At 62.9% G+C, this 14,988-nt stretch carries 12 protein-coding genes; 4 read left to right on the top strand and 8 right to left on the bottom strand.

Translation table 11 applies throughout. The features are described from left to right. Positions 1-10: 10 nt before the first annotated feature. The 7 genes from yihA to K5R33_RS02635 all read right to left on the bottom strand — a co-directional run bounded on the left by yihA (position 11) and on the right by K5R33_RS02635 (position 7,178). Complete coding sequence (yihA, locus tag K5R33_RS02665; RefSeq protein WP_220747411.1) at positions 11-664, bottom strand: ribosome biogenesis GTP-binding protein YihA/YsxC; 654 nt, start codon at positions 662-664, stop codon at positions 11-13. Continuing rightward, complete coding sequence (locus tag K5R33_RS02660; protein ID WP_220747410.1) at positions 661-831, bottom strand: hypothetical protein; 171 nt, start codon at positions 829-831, stop codon at positions 661-663. The genes yihA and K5R33_RS02660 overlap by 4 nt, the downstream gene beginning before the upstream one ends. Further along, positions 828-1,562 carry an MOSC domain-containing protein gene (locus tag K5R33_RS02655; RefSeq protein WP_255576065.1) on the bottom strand — a complete coding sequence of 245 codons (735 nt, stop codon included), beginning with the start codon at positions 1,560-1,562 and terminating at the stop codon, positions 828-830. The genes K5R33_RS02660 and K5R33_RS02655 overlap by 4 nt, the downstream gene beginning before the upstream one ends. After that, complete coding sequence (yidC, locus tag K5R33_RS02650; RefSeq protein WP_220747409.1) at positions 1,559-3,514, bottom strand: membrane protein insertase YidC; 1,956 nt, start codon at positions 3,512-3,514, stop codon at positions 1,559-1,561. The genes K5R33_RS02655 and yidC overlap by 4 nt, the downstream gene beginning before the upstream one ends. Before the next feature lie 251 nt (positions 3,515-3,765). After that, positions 3,766-5,328, bottom strand: coding sequence for a putative bifunctional diguanylate cyclase/phosphodiesterase (locus K5R33_RS02645; RefSeq protein ID WP_220747407.1), 1,563 nt, complete (start codon positions 5,326-5,328; stop codon positions 3,766-3,768). A 55-nt stretch (positions 5,329-5,383) separates the two neighbouring features. Then, entirely contained in the window at positions 5,384-6,268 is an 885-nt protein-coding gene (gene ttcA, locus K5R33_RS02640) for a tRNA 2-thiocytidine(32) synthetase TtcA (RefSeq protein WP_220747405.1), read from the bottom strand. Between the two features lie 214 nt (positions 6,269-6,482). After that, positions 6,483-7,178, bottom strand: a complete 696-nt coding sequence (locus tag K5R33_RS02635; RefSeq protein ID WP_220747404.1) for an aspartate/glutamate racemase family protein — start codon at positions 7,176-7,178, stop codon at positions 6,483-6,485. Positions 7,179-7,718: 540 nt separating this feature from the next. Between K5R33_RS02635 and K5R33_RS02630 the strand changes: the two genes are divergently transcribed. From K5R33_RS02630 to K5R33_RS02615, 4 genes are all read left to right on the top strand, one after another. Continuing rightward, positions 7,719-8,951 carry an NAD(P)/FAD-dependent oxidoreductase gene (locus K5R33_RS02630; RefSeq protein WP_220747403.1) on the top strand — a complete coding sequence of 411 codons (1,233 nt, stop codon included), beginning with the start codon at positions 7,719-7,721 and terminating at the stop codon, positions 8,949-8,951. 161 nt (positions 8,952-9,112) lie between these two features. After that, positions 9,113-10,072, top strand: coding sequence for a TRAP transporter substrate-binding protein (locus K5R33_RS02625; RefSeq protein WP_220747402.1), 960 nt, complete (start codon positions 9,113-9,115; stop codon positions 10,070-10,072). A gap of 94 nt (positions 10,073-10,166) precedes the next feature. Next, positions 10,167-10,694 carry a TRAP transporter small permease subunit gene (locus K5R33_RS02620; RefSeq protein ID WP_220747401.1) on the top strand — a complete coding sequence of 176 codons (528 nt, stop codon included), beginning with the start codon at positions 10,167-10,169 and terminating at the stop codon, positions 10,692-10,694. Beyond that, positions 10,694-11,989 carry a TRAP transporter large permease gene (locus tag K5R33_RS02615; protein WP_220747400.1) on the top strand — a complete coding sequence of 432 codons (1,296 nt, stop codon included), beginning with the start codon at positions 10,694-10,696 and terminating at the stop codon, positions 11,987-11,989. The genes K5R33_RS02620 and K5R33_RS02615 overlap by 1 nt, the downstream gene beginning before the upstream one ends. Before the next feature lie 81 nt (positions 11,990-12,070). On the opposite strand, the gene K5R33_RS02610 is transcribed toward K5R33_RS02615, so the two are convergent. Continuing rightward, a complete protein-coding gene (locus K5R33_RS02610; protein WP_220747399.1) occupies positions 12,071-14,863 on the bottom strand; it encodes a bifunctional aconitate hydratase 2/2-methylisocitrate dehydratase in 2,793 nt (930 codons plus the stop codon). Positions 14,864-14,988 lie beyond the last annotated feature (125 nt).

Here is a 14,988-nt window from a genome sequence, read left to right as displayed (position 1 = left end):
GCCTGCGCCGTCAGGCGATATCGGCGATGACGGATCGCAACGTGGCGATCCCTTGGCCGGTTTCGCTGCTGGTGAGGATCAATTCCGGATAGGCGGCGGGGTGTCGGGCCAGGGCCTTCCGCGTGGTGTCCAAGGCTTTGTCCCTGTCTGCCACTTTCACCTTGTCCATCTTGGTCAACACCGTCTGGAAGGTCACGGCAGAGGCGTCGAGGAGGGACATGATCTCTTCGTCGACAGCTTTGACCCCGTGGCGTGCGTCGATCAGGACGAAAGCGCGGCGCAGGGACGCGCGGCCGGCGAGGTAGGATTTGAGCAGCGCTTGCCACTTGGCCACCTCCGCCTTGGGGGCCTTGGCGAAGCCATAGCCTGGCAGATCCACGAGGTAATGGCTGTCGGCTACGGTAAAGAAATTGATTTCCTGCGTGCGGCCCGGCGTGTTGGAGGCACGTGCCAGGGCCCGGCGCCCGGTTACCGCGTTGATGAGCGTCGATTTTCCGACGTTTGAGCGACCGGCGAAGCAGACCTCCACACGATCCGCCGGGGGCATCCCCGACATGGCGACCACGCCTTTGAGAAAATCGGTGCCCGTCGCAAACAGCTTGCGCCCGCGTTCCTCGGTCGTGGCGTCGGGGGGCGTCACCTCTGGGAAGGGGAGGGCCGTCATGCGGAAATGACCCAGGTGGAGCGAACAGGAGGCAGGGCCAGACCTAGGACTCCCGCCAAAGGGTCATCGACCCAATGCATGACGCGCTTGCGCCCGGCGTAATGGCTGGCGCGAGATTGGCCGGACGTCCCGTCGTTCAGAACATCATGGGCGCGGAGCGCAGTCATTCCACAACCGTATCGCCGACGTGAATGTCACCGCCGGTCATGACCGTGGCCACGACGCCGAAGTCCTTGTGGTCCCAACCCTCGCGAAGGCCCCGAACCGGATCGACATCACGAAGCCCCGTGGTGGTGTTGGCCTCGGTCGCGCGGCAGCGCTCGATCCGCTCGGTCACGGACAGTCGGATGGCGCCGATAGTGATCGTGCGCCCAACCCAGTCGAACTCACCCCAAGGGGGGATCCCATCGACGATCAGATTCCCGCGGAACCGATCCACTTCCAACGGATAGTCAAGACGTTGGGAGAGGGCGCGCAGCGATGCGAGGTTCAGGATCGATACCTGCGCCTCACCGTTGTCAGCCATTCCCTGTGCTGGCGCGCGGACGAGGCGCTTCGGCGCGGGTCTGTCCTCCGGCCAAAGCGGACGGACCCAGTCGATCAAGGTCGGACCGTCTTGGCTGGGGTCCAAGGTGAGGTCTGGCCGATCGGGGTGGCGCAGCGTGATCCCCGCCGCTCCGCTGGTTGCGGTCACAGGCGCCAAAGCAGGTGCGGTGGCAACGACAAGGAAGTTGCGCCGGGGTTGCCAATCGTCGGTGTCGGCGCCGTTCTCATGCAGCAAGGCCCAGGCTCGGTCGCCGGGCATGGGGGCCTCTGGGGTCAGCGTGACCGACTCCAGCGTTTCGCGCCCGATCCCTTTGATCGGGTAGCGCATTATGCCGGTCAGACGCGGGGTCACGACTTGTCCTTGGTCTTCGGGGCCTTCGATTTGCCGGTCGGCGCTTTTGCCTCATTGGCGGCGGCTGGGGTCTTCTTCGCGAAGCTCGCCTTGATGTTGCCGAAGAGGTCGGGCTTGGATCCATGGGACCGCATGATGGAATACTGCTGGATAAAGGTGATCGTGTTGTTCGCGATCCAGTAGATGACCAACCCGCTGGCAAAGCCGCCCAGCATGAACATGAAGACCCAGGGCAGATAGGCGAAGATCATCGCTTGCGTCGGGTCGGTGGGGGCCGGGTTCAGCTTTTGCTGCAACCACATGGAGATGCCCAGCAGGATGGGCAGGATCCCAATAAAGACCAGCGCCAACACAGACGACGGGTCCGGCGCGGCGAAGTGCAGCAGGCCGAACAGGTTCATGATGGACGTGGGGTCCGGTGCGCTCAGGTCTTGGAACGGCCCGAAGAAGGGCGCATGGCGCAACTCAAGCGTGACAAAGATCACCTTATAAAGACTGAAGAAAATCGGAATCTGCAGCAGGATTGGCAAACATCCCGCCGCCGGATTGACCTTGTTCGTCTTATAGAGCTCCATCATCCCTTGCTGGAGCTTTTGGCGGTCATCCCCGGCCTTTTCCTTGAGCTTCTCCATCTCGGGCTGCAATTCTTTCATGCGCGCCATGGAGACGTAGCTTTTGTAGGCCAGCGGCAGCAGGATCGCCTTGATGATCAAGGTCAGCACGATGATGGCGATGCCCATGTTGCCGATCACGACGTTCAGACCGTGCAGCCCCATGAAGATCGGCTTTGTGAGGAAATAGAACCAGCCCCAGTCGATGCTGTCGATGAACCGGTCGACTTCTTGGCCCGTCTCGTCCGTCAGCCCAAAGGTATAGGCGAGGTGGTCGCCCAAACCGCCCAGTTCTCGACCGGCTTCGTAGTTCCGGATCGTGGCCCATTCCTTCGCCCCTGCAAACAGGCGACTGGCGGAGGCGCCGGTGGCGCCCGGTTCGACCGTGATCGCAGGCAGGCGCGTTTCAGTCTGGTAGATGTCGGCGCCTTCGACATATTTGACCACGCTCGCGAAGGACTGCGCCTCGGCGGGGATGAGGGTGGTCATCCAATACTTGTCCGTAAAGCCGAGCCAGCCAGAGGCCTCAACCTGGCGGATCTCAACCCGACCGCCTTCGGCGGCAACGGGGTCGAGGTCGGTCACATCACCGTAGTCCAGTTCGGCCAGTTCACCGTCGATCTTTTGGACAACGCCTTCATGCAGGATGAAGAAGTTGACCGTATCCGGCTCGCCGTGTCGCGCGATCAGGCCGTAGGGCGCCAGACGAATGGATGCGTCGGTCGTGTTCTCGACGGACTGGCGAATGGAGAACATGAAATCCGCATCGACGGAAATCTCACGTTGAAAGATCAAGCCCGCGCCATTGTCCCATGTCAACGTGACAGGGGAGTCTGGCGTGAGCGTTGCACCCGGCGGGGCGCTCCAAACCGTGTTTGGCCCTGGCACCGCGTCAGAGGGCAGATCACCGGCCGGGACCCAGCCGTGCAATGCGTAATAGGCGCTGGGCCCGCCCGCCGGGTTCAGCAGCGTGACGATCGGCGAACCCTCGTCCAATGTCTCGCGGTAGTCGAGCATGGAGATATCGTCGATACGCCCCCCATTGAGCGAGATGGATCCGGTTAGACGCGGTGTCTCGACGGGGATCCGGGTCGCCGCCGCAAGGGCGGTGCTACGGCTAGCGCCGGGCGTGACGGCGAGCGTATCCGGGGTTGCCGTGACGCCGGGGGCGGCGGGTGGCGTTATGGCGCCGCCTTCTGCATCGACCACCAACCCGTCGTTGGTGGGGGTCTCGGCGACCGTGGGGGCTTGTTGTTCGGGTGGGAACAAGACAAACCAGACAAGCATGACCAGGGCCGACAAGACCGTGGCAAGGATAAGGTTCTTATTTTGATCGTCCATGGGACCTGTCCGGGGCATGTCGGGGTTGCGCGCCGTTCAACAGACAGCGCGCCCGAAGGTCAAGGCGAAACCGGGTGCGGGCCGCCGTGACGAAAACGCCGTCAGGTGGCATCGGCAGATTGTGGGGTGCTGAGATTGGCGGATCCCCGTTTGCATTTGTAGCCGCGTGAGGACGCGCAACCCTGCATCAGGGAGCAAAATCGCGGCAAGGCGGATAACGGAATAGGAGGGGCGGGCTGTTGCGCAGGCGGTCACGCTGTTCCGTGGGGGCGCATTTGGTGCAGCGCGCTCGCGTCGCCGCGCCGCTTGGCAAGCGCCCATGTCGTGGCGTCGGCGAGCGGCATGGGGCGCGCAATCCCAAACCCTTGCAGATGCGGACAGCCCATTTTGGTCAGGGTGTCCCGCTCCGATTGGGTTTCGACCCCCTCCGCGAGGGTGGCGATGGAGAGGTTGTCGGCAAGGCTGAGGATGGCACGCACAATTCGGCGTTGTGTGTCATCCTTGTCGATGTGGTGGACGAAGCTGCGGTCCAACTTGATCCGATGGACGCCAAACCGCGCGATGTGAGAAATTGAGGCCGCGCCGGTCCCAAAATCATCCAAGTCGAGATGGAATCCAGCGTCGCGTAATTGATTGATATTATGAACGATGATCTCGTCATTCTCACGTAGGGTGACGTTTTCCAGGATTTCTATGGCAACCCTTTTGGGTGCCAGGTCATAGCGGTCGACTTGCCAGATCAAGCGGTCGGCCAATCGTGGATCGCTCAACTCTTCGAGCGACAGGTTTACGCCAACGGTCGGCACATCCAACCCGAGCTTGTCCCAGCCGGAGATCGCTTCGAGGCTTCCCCGCAGCATGATTTCTCCAAGGTCTGACATGCGGCCTGCCGAATGGACCGATGGCAGGAATTGATCCGGCCCCAGCAGGCCAAACTCCGGATGATCCCACCGGGCAAGGGCCTCAAAACCGACAATCCGCCCCGTGACAGAGTCGATCTGTGGTTGGAACCAGGGAAGAATGTCGCCCCGATCCAACGCCTCATCGACCTGTGTTGACAGTTTGTGATCCGTCTCGACCTGGGTGCGCAGGTCGGGATTGAACGCCCGGACCGCATCGTCCCCTTGGCGCATGGCGACCCGCAAGGCGCAGTCCGTTGCCGCCAAAAGTGCCGCCCCCGTTCGTGCGGGGGCCATCGCCTCGGAGCAGATGCCCACGCAGGATCGGACCCGGACGGATCTGCCCTCCAGCGAAATGGGTTCCGCCACAGCGGCCTGGACCCGATCCACGATGTTCATCACCACGGGAAGGTCGGCGCGCCGAGTCGGGGCCAGCACGATCGTCAAACAACCGTCGCCCGATCGAATGACCCCATCTTGACCCCGGATGGTTGCCGCGATGCGCTGAATGATGCGGTCCATAACCTTTTCGGAGATTTCCGTGCCCCATTCGCCATCGGCCACGTGCAGATCGTCCACGCGCACCTGTAGCACGGCGGTGGTGCGGTCCCGGCGGGCGCAATCCTCCAACACGTCGTCTATGAACCGTTGCAGGGTAAGCCTGTGCATCTGCTGGCCCGAGGGCGTAGTGCCCTCTGAAAGGTCGCCGGCGCGTCCCCTGCGCGACGTGCCCTGCAGCGCGAGCAGAACGGGAAGGACAACCACCAGGACCATGGCAACCGCTGTTTCGCCGATCAGCCAAGCGATGGCCGCGAATGCGGGGAAAAGTAGGACCCAATCGACCGAGGCCCGCAGGGCGGCCCATCGTTGCGCCAGGGTCGATCCGATATCAGATTGAGCGCGGTCCTGGTCCATGGTGCCTCCGGCGACTAAGCGTCGCAACGCTAGCAACCGAGGCCTCACCTCTCTGTTAACGCAGGCGGGGAACTTCCATAGAATTTGCTTCAACCGGTTGGTCAGCCGTGGCCATAAGGCCCGCAAAGTCGAACAGCGCCGGGTCCGGCATATGCGATGGCCGCACTTGGCAAAGCGCCGAGAACATCTTGGCCCGTCGGCCTGGTGCCTTGGCCTCCCACCCGTCCAACATAGCTTTGATGGCCTGGCGTTGGAGCCCATCCTGCGACCCGCAGAGGTCACAGGGAATGATCGGGTATCCCATGGCGCGGGCAAACCGGTCGCAATCGGCTTCGGCCACATGGGCGAGGGGCCGCAGGACAAAAAGATCACCCTCGTCGTTGAGCAGTTTTGGCGGCATCGTCGCGACCTTGCCGCCGTGGAAGAGGTTCAAAAAGAACGTCTCTAGGATGTCGTCGCGGTGGTGGCCCAGAACCACCGCCGAGCAGCCTTCTTCGCGCGCAACACGATACAGGTTCGCCCGCCGCAATCGCGAACAGAGCGCACAATAGGTGCGCCCCTGGGGAACCTTATCGACGACGACGGAATAGGTGTCCCGATATTCGATGCGGTGGGGAACGCCCATCTTACTGAGAAACTCGGGCAGGACCGTCGCCGGAAACCCGGGCTGACCCTGGTCAAGGTTGCAGACCAGAATGTCCACGGGCAGCAACCCGCGCCATTGCAACTCGGTCAGCGCGGCCAAAAGCGTGTAGCTATCCTTGCCGCCGGACAGGCACACCAGCCAGCGCGCGCGGGTGCCGTCACGGTTCACCATGGCATAGCGGTCGATCGCCTCGCGGGTGTCCCGAATGATGCGTTTGCGCAGCTTGCGAAACTCGGTCGTTTTGGGGGCGCCGTGAAACAGCGCGTGGATGTCGTCTTCGGGCTGGTCCAGCATCGGCGCCTCCTGGTTCGGGGGACATATAGCGGGACTTGTGCGCGCGGGCTACCAGCGCATGCAGGCGTCTGACGGCTGGTCTGTGACGATCCGTCGGTCGAAGTTCGTGGGTAAGATTAGGACGGTAGGGGATGCGCTGAGGTGCGGGACCCAAGGTATCGTCGCTCACGATCCAACTAGGGCAGGCGTCTGGGTTCCAGGCATCCCAGGTCTGCTAAATGCCGTCTCGCCAAAGAAGCCGGGCGGCGTCCAGGATGCTGAAAACAGGGCGCCCCGTCGCCTGGGCGATCGCCTGGGTGTACGGGGGTAAGTTGCCGCACTCCAACAGGATGGCCCCGATCTCCGGCGTATGGTCGATGAGTGCCCGGGCACGGGCAACGGCCGCTGCGGCGATGGCTTGCGAGTCGAACTGCTCAAGGGGTGTAGGGTCCGGGCTGAGTATGGCCAGCGCGAACGCGGGGCAATCTTCCAGGCCCGCCACATGTGCGTCCTGTGGCGCGATCCCTGCGGCGGCAAGTCCGCCTTGCGTCAGGCTCGCGGCAGAGGCGGTCAGGATGCCGACGGGCCGCCCACCGGTCATTCCCTGGACCAACGGACAGAGCGACAGGGCTGACAGAATGACAGGGATACCGACGGCACGGGCAATATCGCCCTGAAAATGGACGAGAAAGCCGCAGGTTGAGACGAGGCCGACGGCGCCACCCTCCTCAAGCGTGCGGGCGGCGGCCAGGAAGGGGGGTAGCAGGTCCACGTCGGGTTGACCCGGGCGCACGACCCGACGCGCCTCGGCCCCCGCAACCCGATGGAGCACCGCCGGGCAGGGGTAGCTGTCGACGTTTCCCGCATCCCCGAGGATCCGCGGAAAGGCCGTGTCCAGCATCAGCACGCCGATATGGGGTCCGGTTGTCATGGGCGATACTGAGGTGTGCGGGCGGGAGGGGTTTCATACCGCCCGGAGCGCTGGGCTAATCGAAGCGTCACGCGGGCATTCCTGAGGTGCGTTGACCGATCTTCCGTACCGGCCTCTGGTTGTGCCCGTCGAGATGGCGCCCAAAGACCACGCACCGTGGGCTTTCCAGGTGCACCAAGGCCAGGCTGTTCGCCTTCCTGAGGGTGGTGTTCAGAACGATGGAGCACCCCGTGATGATCCCGCACTTTGTGAGGCCTGCGATGCGGTAAGGCGCGCGGTTCCGTCGAGCCCGGCTGCAGCCGGTCTGACCTCCGGCCGTTCGTTGCGACCTCCAGAGGATGCGGCGCTCCACAGCATCCTCGGTCCATATTCTGGCCGTCTTCGACATGGTCTCGACAATCAGAGACGGCCCGGCAATTCGTCAAGTTGCATCCATCGCGCGCGCGGTCATTCTGGTGTGGCGGCCTGCTGGGCAAGCACAGGGGGAGAGGACACAATGTGTGATAGGTCGCGTCTGGCGGACGTTTTGGGGCCGAGGCTTTGACGCGGACGGTTGTCGTCGGAGCGGGCCTTGTCGGCATCTGCTGTGCCCAGGCGTTGTCGGACAGGGGGCACCGCGTGACGCTGCTCGACAAGGAGACGCCAGCGCAGCAGACGTCTCGATGGAACGCGGGAGTCCTGGCCACAAGTTCTGTGATCCCGCTGAACAACCCGGCCCTGTTCTCGGATCTTCCTCGGCTGGTAACCGGTCGTCATCCGGGCTTTCGGGTCCACCTACGGTCGGCGCCGCGGCTTCTGCCTTGGGCGATCCGGTTTCTGAACAACAGCCGCAGATCCCGGTCGGAACGGTCCATCCGCGCGTTGACCGAGTTGATTGGCTATGCCCGAACACAACACGACCTCCTAACCAGCAGGGCCGGCTTCGATGGTTTGGAGGCCAAGGGCTGGCTGATCCTGTACCGTGGGCGCGAGGGGATCGCGCGGGCCACGTCCCATTCCAAGCGGCTACATGACCGCGATGTGGCGGCTGAGGTGGTGACACCCGCCGATATCGCAAGGCTTGAGCCCACCCTGCGCCCCTGCTTCGGGGGTGGCGTCCATGTGACGGGCGCGGCCCACGCCGACCCTCGCGCCCTTGGCCGGGCCTATGTGGATCTAGCGGTCCTCTCTGGCGTGACGCTCCGCCAGGCGTCGGTCTCCGGGCTGTCTAAGCGGGCGGACGGGTGGCGCGTGGCCCTGTCCGACGGTGAAGACGGTCCGTTCGACCATGTCGTTCTGGCTTTGGGGCCTTGGACAAATGACCTTTTGGCCCCGCTGGGCCCGCCGCTCCCCTTGGCTGTGGAGCGGGGCTACGTTCAGATTTTCGCCAGCGCGGGGGCCTTGGTGCGGCCCTTTTTCGATGTGGACGGCGGCTATGTAGCGGCGCCGCGTCCGGGCGGTATCCAGATTTCCACCGGGACGGAGTTGACGCACCTGAACAGTCCGCCATCCCCGAGCATGTGTGACGCCGCAGTCGCAGCCGCCCGCGATGCGTTGGCGTTTGGCACGCCCGCTCAGGCCACACCTGCGGTTGGAAACCGGCCCACCCTCCCAGACAGTTTGCCTGCCATTGGACCGATCCGGCGGCATCCCGGGCTTTGGGTCGCGGCGGGCCACCAACATATCGGGTTCAGCACTTCTGCCGGCACCGGTGGTTTGCTGGCCGACCTGATCGAGGGCCGTCCGCCTGCCATCGACCCCAGACCCTATGCGCCAGGACGTTTTGGCCTTTAGCCCGCGCGGCAGGCGGACAAATGCTATCCAAGTGCCAATCTTGCCGATACGCTGATCCCCATTGGGGATTGTGCGGCCGTTTGGCGCGATAAGATCGATCTCAAATTGCCGGATGATCCCCGAATAAAAAACGAAAACGCACAACCATCAGGGAAGACGAGATGAGATCTTTTGCCACCGTGACTACGTCTGCCATCGTCATGCTGTCTGCCGCCGCGGCGCAGGCAGAGACCTGGGACATGGCGCTGGCCTATTCGGCGACGAACTACCATTCCGAAACCGCAGCCGCCTTCGCTGAGGAAGTGACCGCCAATAGCGATCTAGAGGTGGTCACGCACCCCGGCGGGTCATTGTTTTCCGGGTCGGAGATCTATGGCGCTGTGCGCCGTGGGCTTGCGCCCATGGGCGAGCGGTTGATCTCGGCGCTGGGCAACGAAGATCCGTTTTATGAGATCGACAGCGTGCCGTTCCTGGCCACAGGCTTTGAAGGGGCGCGGGCGCTTTATGATGCCTCCCGCGAGACCTTGGAAGAAACCGTTGCCGAGGCGGGCCTGCACTTCCTCTATTCCTGCCCCTGGCCGCCGCAGGGCTTCTACTCCGTGGCCGAGGCGACCTCCCTGGAGGCCATCGCGGGCCTGAAGTTCCGGGCCTATAACGCCACCACTTCGCGGATGGCCGACGGCCTGGGGATGGTGCCCACCACCATCGAAGCGGCGGAGTTGAGCCAAGCCTTCGCCACGGGCGTCGCAGAATCGATGATTTCCTCCGGCTCCACCGGGTACGACCGCGCGCTTTGGGAACATGTGGACTACTACTACGATGTGCAGGCTTGGCTGCCGCGCAACATGGTCTTTGTGAACCAGCGGGCCTGGGATGGTTTGGACGCTGATACCCAGGGCGTGATCGAAACCGCCGCCGCGAATGCCGAAGCCTCGTGCTGGGCCCAGGCGGAGGAATTGGCCGGATGGTACGTGGAGCAATTCACCGAGAAAGGCATGACCGTTGCAGACCTGACGCCCGAGGTTCTCGCCGCCTTCCAAGAGGTTGGGGGCGAGTTGCGCGCCGATTGGTTGGAGCGTGTGGGCGAGCGGGGCCAGGCGGTTCTCGATAGCCTTCAGTAAACCATCGTTGAGACGACGATATGCAGAACAACGGGTCCGGTGGTGGTCAGCACCGTCGGACCCGATGTCCGTGTGAGCATCTGGGGGCCGAACCATGTGGCATAGACTTTCCCAAGGTCTCGACGCCTTGTACCGAATGGCAGGCTACGGCGCTGGCGCCTTGTTGGTCGGCCTCTGCGGGCTGATCCTGTACTCTGTCGTGGGGCGTTTGTTCGGGCTCTACCTTGGCGGCGTTAACGACTTGGCGGGCTATGTGATGGCCACCAGCACCTTCATGGCGCTCAGCTACACCTTTCGAACAAACGGCCACATCCGCGTCGGGCTTGTCATTCAACGCTTCCACGGCAGGCGCCGCCAGTGGCTAGAGACCGTCTGCCTGGCGATCATGTCCGCCGTGGCTTGCTTCCTGGCCTATTACATGGGGCGATTGGTCTATTTTAGCTATCAGTTCGGTGAACGCAGCGAGGGCGCCGATGCGACCCCGCTCTGGATCCCGCAGACACCAGTCGCGCTAGGCGCGGGGCTGTTGGCGATTGCCGTGCTGCACAGTCTTGCCCAGGCGCTGTTCGATTATGGCGCCATCGATCCTGAGCGGTCCGACAGCCACGGGGCAGAGGTCTAATGGAAACCCTTGCGATCCTGATCTTCGTCGGCACCCTCTTTGCGCTCCTGGCGCTGGGCATTTGGGTTGGCGCGGCGCTTCTGACCACGGCGGCCGTGGGGTTGGCTCTGTTCACTTCGCGCCCCATCGGCGATTCCATGGCGCTGACCATCTGGGGGGAGCAATCGTCTTGGACCCTGACGGCCTTGCCCCTGTTCATCTGGATGGGCGAGATCCTGTTCCGAACCAAATTGTCGGAGACGCTGTTTCGCGGGCTGGCGCCGTTCATGCGGGGGCTGCCAGGGTCGCTGCTCCATGTGAACATTGGCGCGTCGGCGGTCTTTGCCGCGATTTCCGGGTCGTCGGCGGCGACGGTTGCCACCGTCGGCAAGATGTCGATCCCGGAACTGCGGCGCCGGAAGTACCCCGAGAAAATGATCGTCGGGACCCTGTCGGGGGCCGGGACGCTGGGTCTGTTGATCCCGCCCTCCATCGCCATGATCGTGTTCGGCGTGACCGTGAACGAAAGCATTTCCAAGCTGTTCATGGCCGCCTTGATCCCCGGTTTGGCCCTGGCGGGTTGCATGATGATTTATGTCATGGGCTGGGCGATGCTGAACCGCCGGACGTTCCATCCCATGGCGGAGGTTGATGTGTCCAACATCGGGCGTCGCCTGTTGGATCTGTTGCCGGTCCTGCTGCTGATCGCCGGGGTCATCGGCTCCATCTATGCGGGGATTGCGACGGCAACCGAGGCGGCGGCCCTGGGCGTCTTTGGCGCAATCCTACTGTCGGCGCTGCAAAGGACGCTGACATGGGCCAGCTTGATGGACAGCATCATCGGCGCGGTGCGCACCAATGCGATGATTATGCTGATCCTCATGGGGGCAGGGTTCCTGTCCTTGGCCATGGGCTTCACGGGCATTCCGCGCGCGCTGGCCGAGGGGATCGAGGCCTGGAACCTCAGCCCCGTCATGCTGATCGTGATCCTGACACTGTTCTACATCGTGCTGGGCTGCTTTCTGGACGGCCTCAGCTCCATCGTTTTGACCATGGCCGTGATCGAGCCGATGGTGCGCGCCGCCGGGTTCGATATGCTTTGGTTCGGCGTCTATGTGATGATCGTCGTTGAGATGGCGCAAATCACGCCGCCCATCGGGTTCAACCTGTTCGTGTTGCAGGGGATGACGGGCCGGGACATGGGCTTCATCTCCAGGGCGTCGTTCCCGATGTTCTGCGTGATGGCGGTCTTTATCGTGATCTTGTTCATGTTTCCGGGGATGGCCACCTGGCTGCCGGAGGTCTTGAGCCGCTAGGGAGCAGGGCGCTAACAAGACAACGAAAAAGGCCGGCGGTCCTACAAACCGCCGGCCTTCTTTTCATGGTGTCTTACGGTCTCAGAAGTGAACCGAGAGCGTGTCCAGCGGCTTCGTCAGCGGCGGTGCGAACTTGGTCAGGTTGATGCCGTTCACCGAGGCTTTGTATTCCTCCAGCGTGGGCGTCCGGCCCAGGATCGCCGAGAGGACGACAACCGGGGTCGAGCCCAGCAGCGACTCACCTTTCTTGGTCGCGCTGTCGGCCACGACGCGGCCTTGGAACAGGCGGGTCGAGGTGGCCAGGACGGTGTCCCCCTTGGCGGCCTTTTCCTGGTTGCCCATGCAGAGATTACAGCCCGGACGCTCCAGATACAGGATGTTCTCGTACTCCGTGCGCGCGACCTTTTTGGGCGCGGCGTCGTCGAACTCGAACCCGCAGTACTTTTGCAGGATCTCCCAGTCGCCCTCCGCCTTCAACTCGTCGATGATGTTGTAGGTCGGGGCGGCGACCACCAGCGGGGCCTGGAACTCCACCTTGCCGTGCACCTCTTCGAGGTTGCGCAGCATCTGGGCCACGATCTTGATGTCGCCCTTGTGGACCATGCAGGATCCGACAAAGCCCAGGTCCACCTTCTTTTCCGCGCCGTAGTAGGAAATCGGGCGAATGGTGTCGTGGGTGTAGCGCTTGGAGACGTCGGCGTTGTTGACGTCCGGGTCGGCGATCATCGGCTCGTCAATGGCGCCCAAGTCGACGACGACTTCGGCGAAGTACTTGGCGTTGTCATCGGGCCGCAGGGCGGGCTTTTCGCCCGAGCGGATCTGAGCGATCCGGGCTTCGGCGATGTCGATCAGGCCTTGCAGCATCTGAACGTCGTTATCCATGCCCTTGTCGATCATGACCTGGATGCGCGCCTTGGCGATTTCCAGCGACTCGATCAGCGTATCGTCGTTGGAAATACAGATGGAGGCCTTGGCCTTCATCTCGGCGGTCCAGTCCGTGAATGTGAAGGCCTGGTCGGCCAGGAGCGTGCCGATGTGCACTTCGATGATCCGGCCTTGGAAGACGTTATCGCCGTGCTGGGCCAGCATTTGGGCCTGGGTGGCGTGGACCACGTCGCGGAAGTCCATGTGCTGCGCCATCTCACCGGTGAAGGTGACCTTGACCGTCTCGGGGATCGGCATGGTCGCCTCGCCCGTGGCCAGGGCCAGGGCCACTGTGCCGGAGTCGGCGCCAAAGGCCACGCCCTTGGACATGCGCGTATGGCTGTCACCGCCGATGATAATCGCCCAATCGTCCACTGTGATGTCGTTGAGCACCTTGTGGATGACGTCGGTCATCGAATGGTACACGCCCTTGGGGTCGCGCGCCGTGATCAGGCCGAACTTATGCATGAAGGCCATCAGCTTGGGCGTGTTGGCCTGGGCTTTGACGTCCCAGACCGAGGCCGTGTGACAGCCCGACTGATAGGCACCATCGACGCTGGGCGACAGGACCGTGGCGGCCATTGCTTCCAGTTCCTGGCTGGTCATCAGACCCGTCGTGTCCTGGGATCCGACGATGTTGACCTTGACCCGCACGTCCGATCCGGCGTGCAGCACCTTGCCTGGCGTCGCGCCGCGGGCGTTGGCGTTGAAGATCTTTTCGACCGCCGTCAGGCCCTGGCCCTCATGGCTGATTTCCTTGGAGGGGGCAAAGACCAGCGGGGCCTCGACGCCCAGGGTCTCGGCGGCGAACGTCTGAAGCTTTTTGCCAAAGACGATGGCGTAGGATCCACCGGCCTTCATGAACTCCACCTTTTGCGGGGTGAAGGAGGCGGACATATCCACCAGCTCTTCGCTGCCGTCTTCGGAGTAGAGCTTTTTCTCGCGGGTGTTGATGGTCAGCACAGTGCCCGTATCGACGGAGTACTTTTGCTCCAGCACGGGGTTACCATCGTTGTTGAGGACGGGCTTGCCGTCATCGCCGAGCTTTTTGACCCAGTTCTTGAGGTCGACACCGATCCCGCCGGTGACGCCAACGGTCGTCAGGAAGATGGGCGAAATGCCATTGGTGCCCGCCACGATGGGGGCAAAGTTGACGAAGGGCACATAGGGGCTGGCCTGCTTACCGGTCCAAAGGGCCACGTTGTTGACCCCAGACATCCGCGACGAGCCGACGCCCATGGTGCCCTTTTCGGCGATCAGCATCACGCGCTTGTCGGGATGCTGAAGCTTAAGCGCCTCGATTTCCTGCTGCGCGGCCTCGGAAATCAGGCATTTGCCGTGCAACTCCCGGTCCGAGCGGGAGTGGGCCTGGTTGCCGGGCGAAAGCAGGTCGGTCGAAATGTCGCCTTCCGCGGCAATGTAGGTGACGACCTTGATCTCTTCTTCGACCTCGGGAAGCTTGGTGAAGAATTCAGCCTGGACGTAGCTTTCCAGCAGCTCTTTCGCCAAGGGGTTGCCGGCTTTGTAGGCGGCGGCAATCCGGTCGGTGTCCGCTTCATAGAGGAAGACCTGCGTCTTCAGCACGTCGACGGCCCGCTGCGCGACCTCGGTGTTATCGCCCAGTGCCAGGTCGAGCAGAACCTCGACCGAGGGGCCGCCCTTCATGTGCGAGAGCAGTTCAAAAGCAAATTCCGGCGTGATCTCCGCAACGGTGGCGGTGCCGAGGATGATGTCCTTGAGGAACTGCGCCTTGGCGCCCGCCGCGCTCGTGGTGCCGGGTAGCGTGTTGTAGATGAAGAACTGCAAAGAATCAGCCCGGTGCGGATGGGCCGTGTCCTTGATCTGTTCGATGATCTCCAGCGTCAGACCGGCATCGTCGATGGGCTTGGGGTTCAACCCTTCGGATTTGCGGGCGGCGATCTCTTCTAGGTATGCGGCGTAAAGGCTCATGGCGACCTGATCTGGCTAGGGTTCCGATGGCACGTCGATCGGAGGGATTGGCCCTCGGGCCGACCGACACTTAATTGTATGCCGCTGTATACCGAAAAGCGGAACGGCTTCAAGATCCGCATGTG

Origin of the sequence: Jannaschia pagri (genome assembly GCF_019655435.1) — a bacterium.
Lineage (GTDB): Bacteria > Pseudomonadota > Alphaproteobacteria > Rhodobacterales > Rhodobacteraceae > Jannaschia > Jannaschia pagri.
The sequence above is the reverse complement of the archived record's forward strand: the minus strand, read 5'-3'. Positions and strand labels throughout refer to the sequence as shown.

Coding starts and splice junctions, on each gene's coding strand:
- yihA (WP_220747411.1), bottom strand. CDS start 664: ATGACGGCCCTCCCCTTCCCAGAGGTGACGCCCCCCGACGCCACGACC.
- K5R33_RS02660 (WP_220747410.1), bottom strand. CDS start 831: ATGACTGCGCTCCGCGCCCATGATGTTCTGAACGACGGGACGTCCGGC.
- yidC (WP_220747409.1), bottom strand. CDS start 3,514: ATGGACGATCAAAATAAGAACCTTATCCTTGCCACGGTCTTGTCGGCC.
- K5R33_RS02645 (WP_220747407.1), bottom strand. CDS start 5,328: ATGGACCAGGACCGCGCTCAATCTGATATCGGATCGACCCTGGCGCAA.
- ttcA (WP_220747405.1), bottom strand. CDS start 6,268: ATGCTGGACCAGCCCGAAGACGACATCCACGCGCTGTTTCACGGCGCC.
- K5R33_RS02635 (WP_220747404.1), bottom strand. CDS start 7,178: ATGACAACCGGACCCCATATCGGCGTGCTGATGCTGGACACGGCCTTT.
- K5R33_RS02625 (WP_220747402.1), top strand. CDS start 9,113: ATGAGATCTTTTGCCACCGTGACTACGTCTGCCATCGTCATGCTGTCT.
- K5R33_RS02620 (WP_220747401.1), top strand. CDS start 10,167: ATGTGGCATAGACTTTCCCAAGGTCTCGACGCCTTGTACCGAATGGCA.
- K5R33_RS02615 (WP_220747400.1), top strand. CDS start 10,694: ATGGAAACCCTTGCGATCCTGATCTTCGTCGGCACCCTCTTTGCGCTC.
- K5R33_RS02610 (WP_220747399.1), bottom strand. CDS start 14,863: ATGAGCCTTTACGCCGCATACCTAGAAGAGATCGCCGCCCGCAAATCC.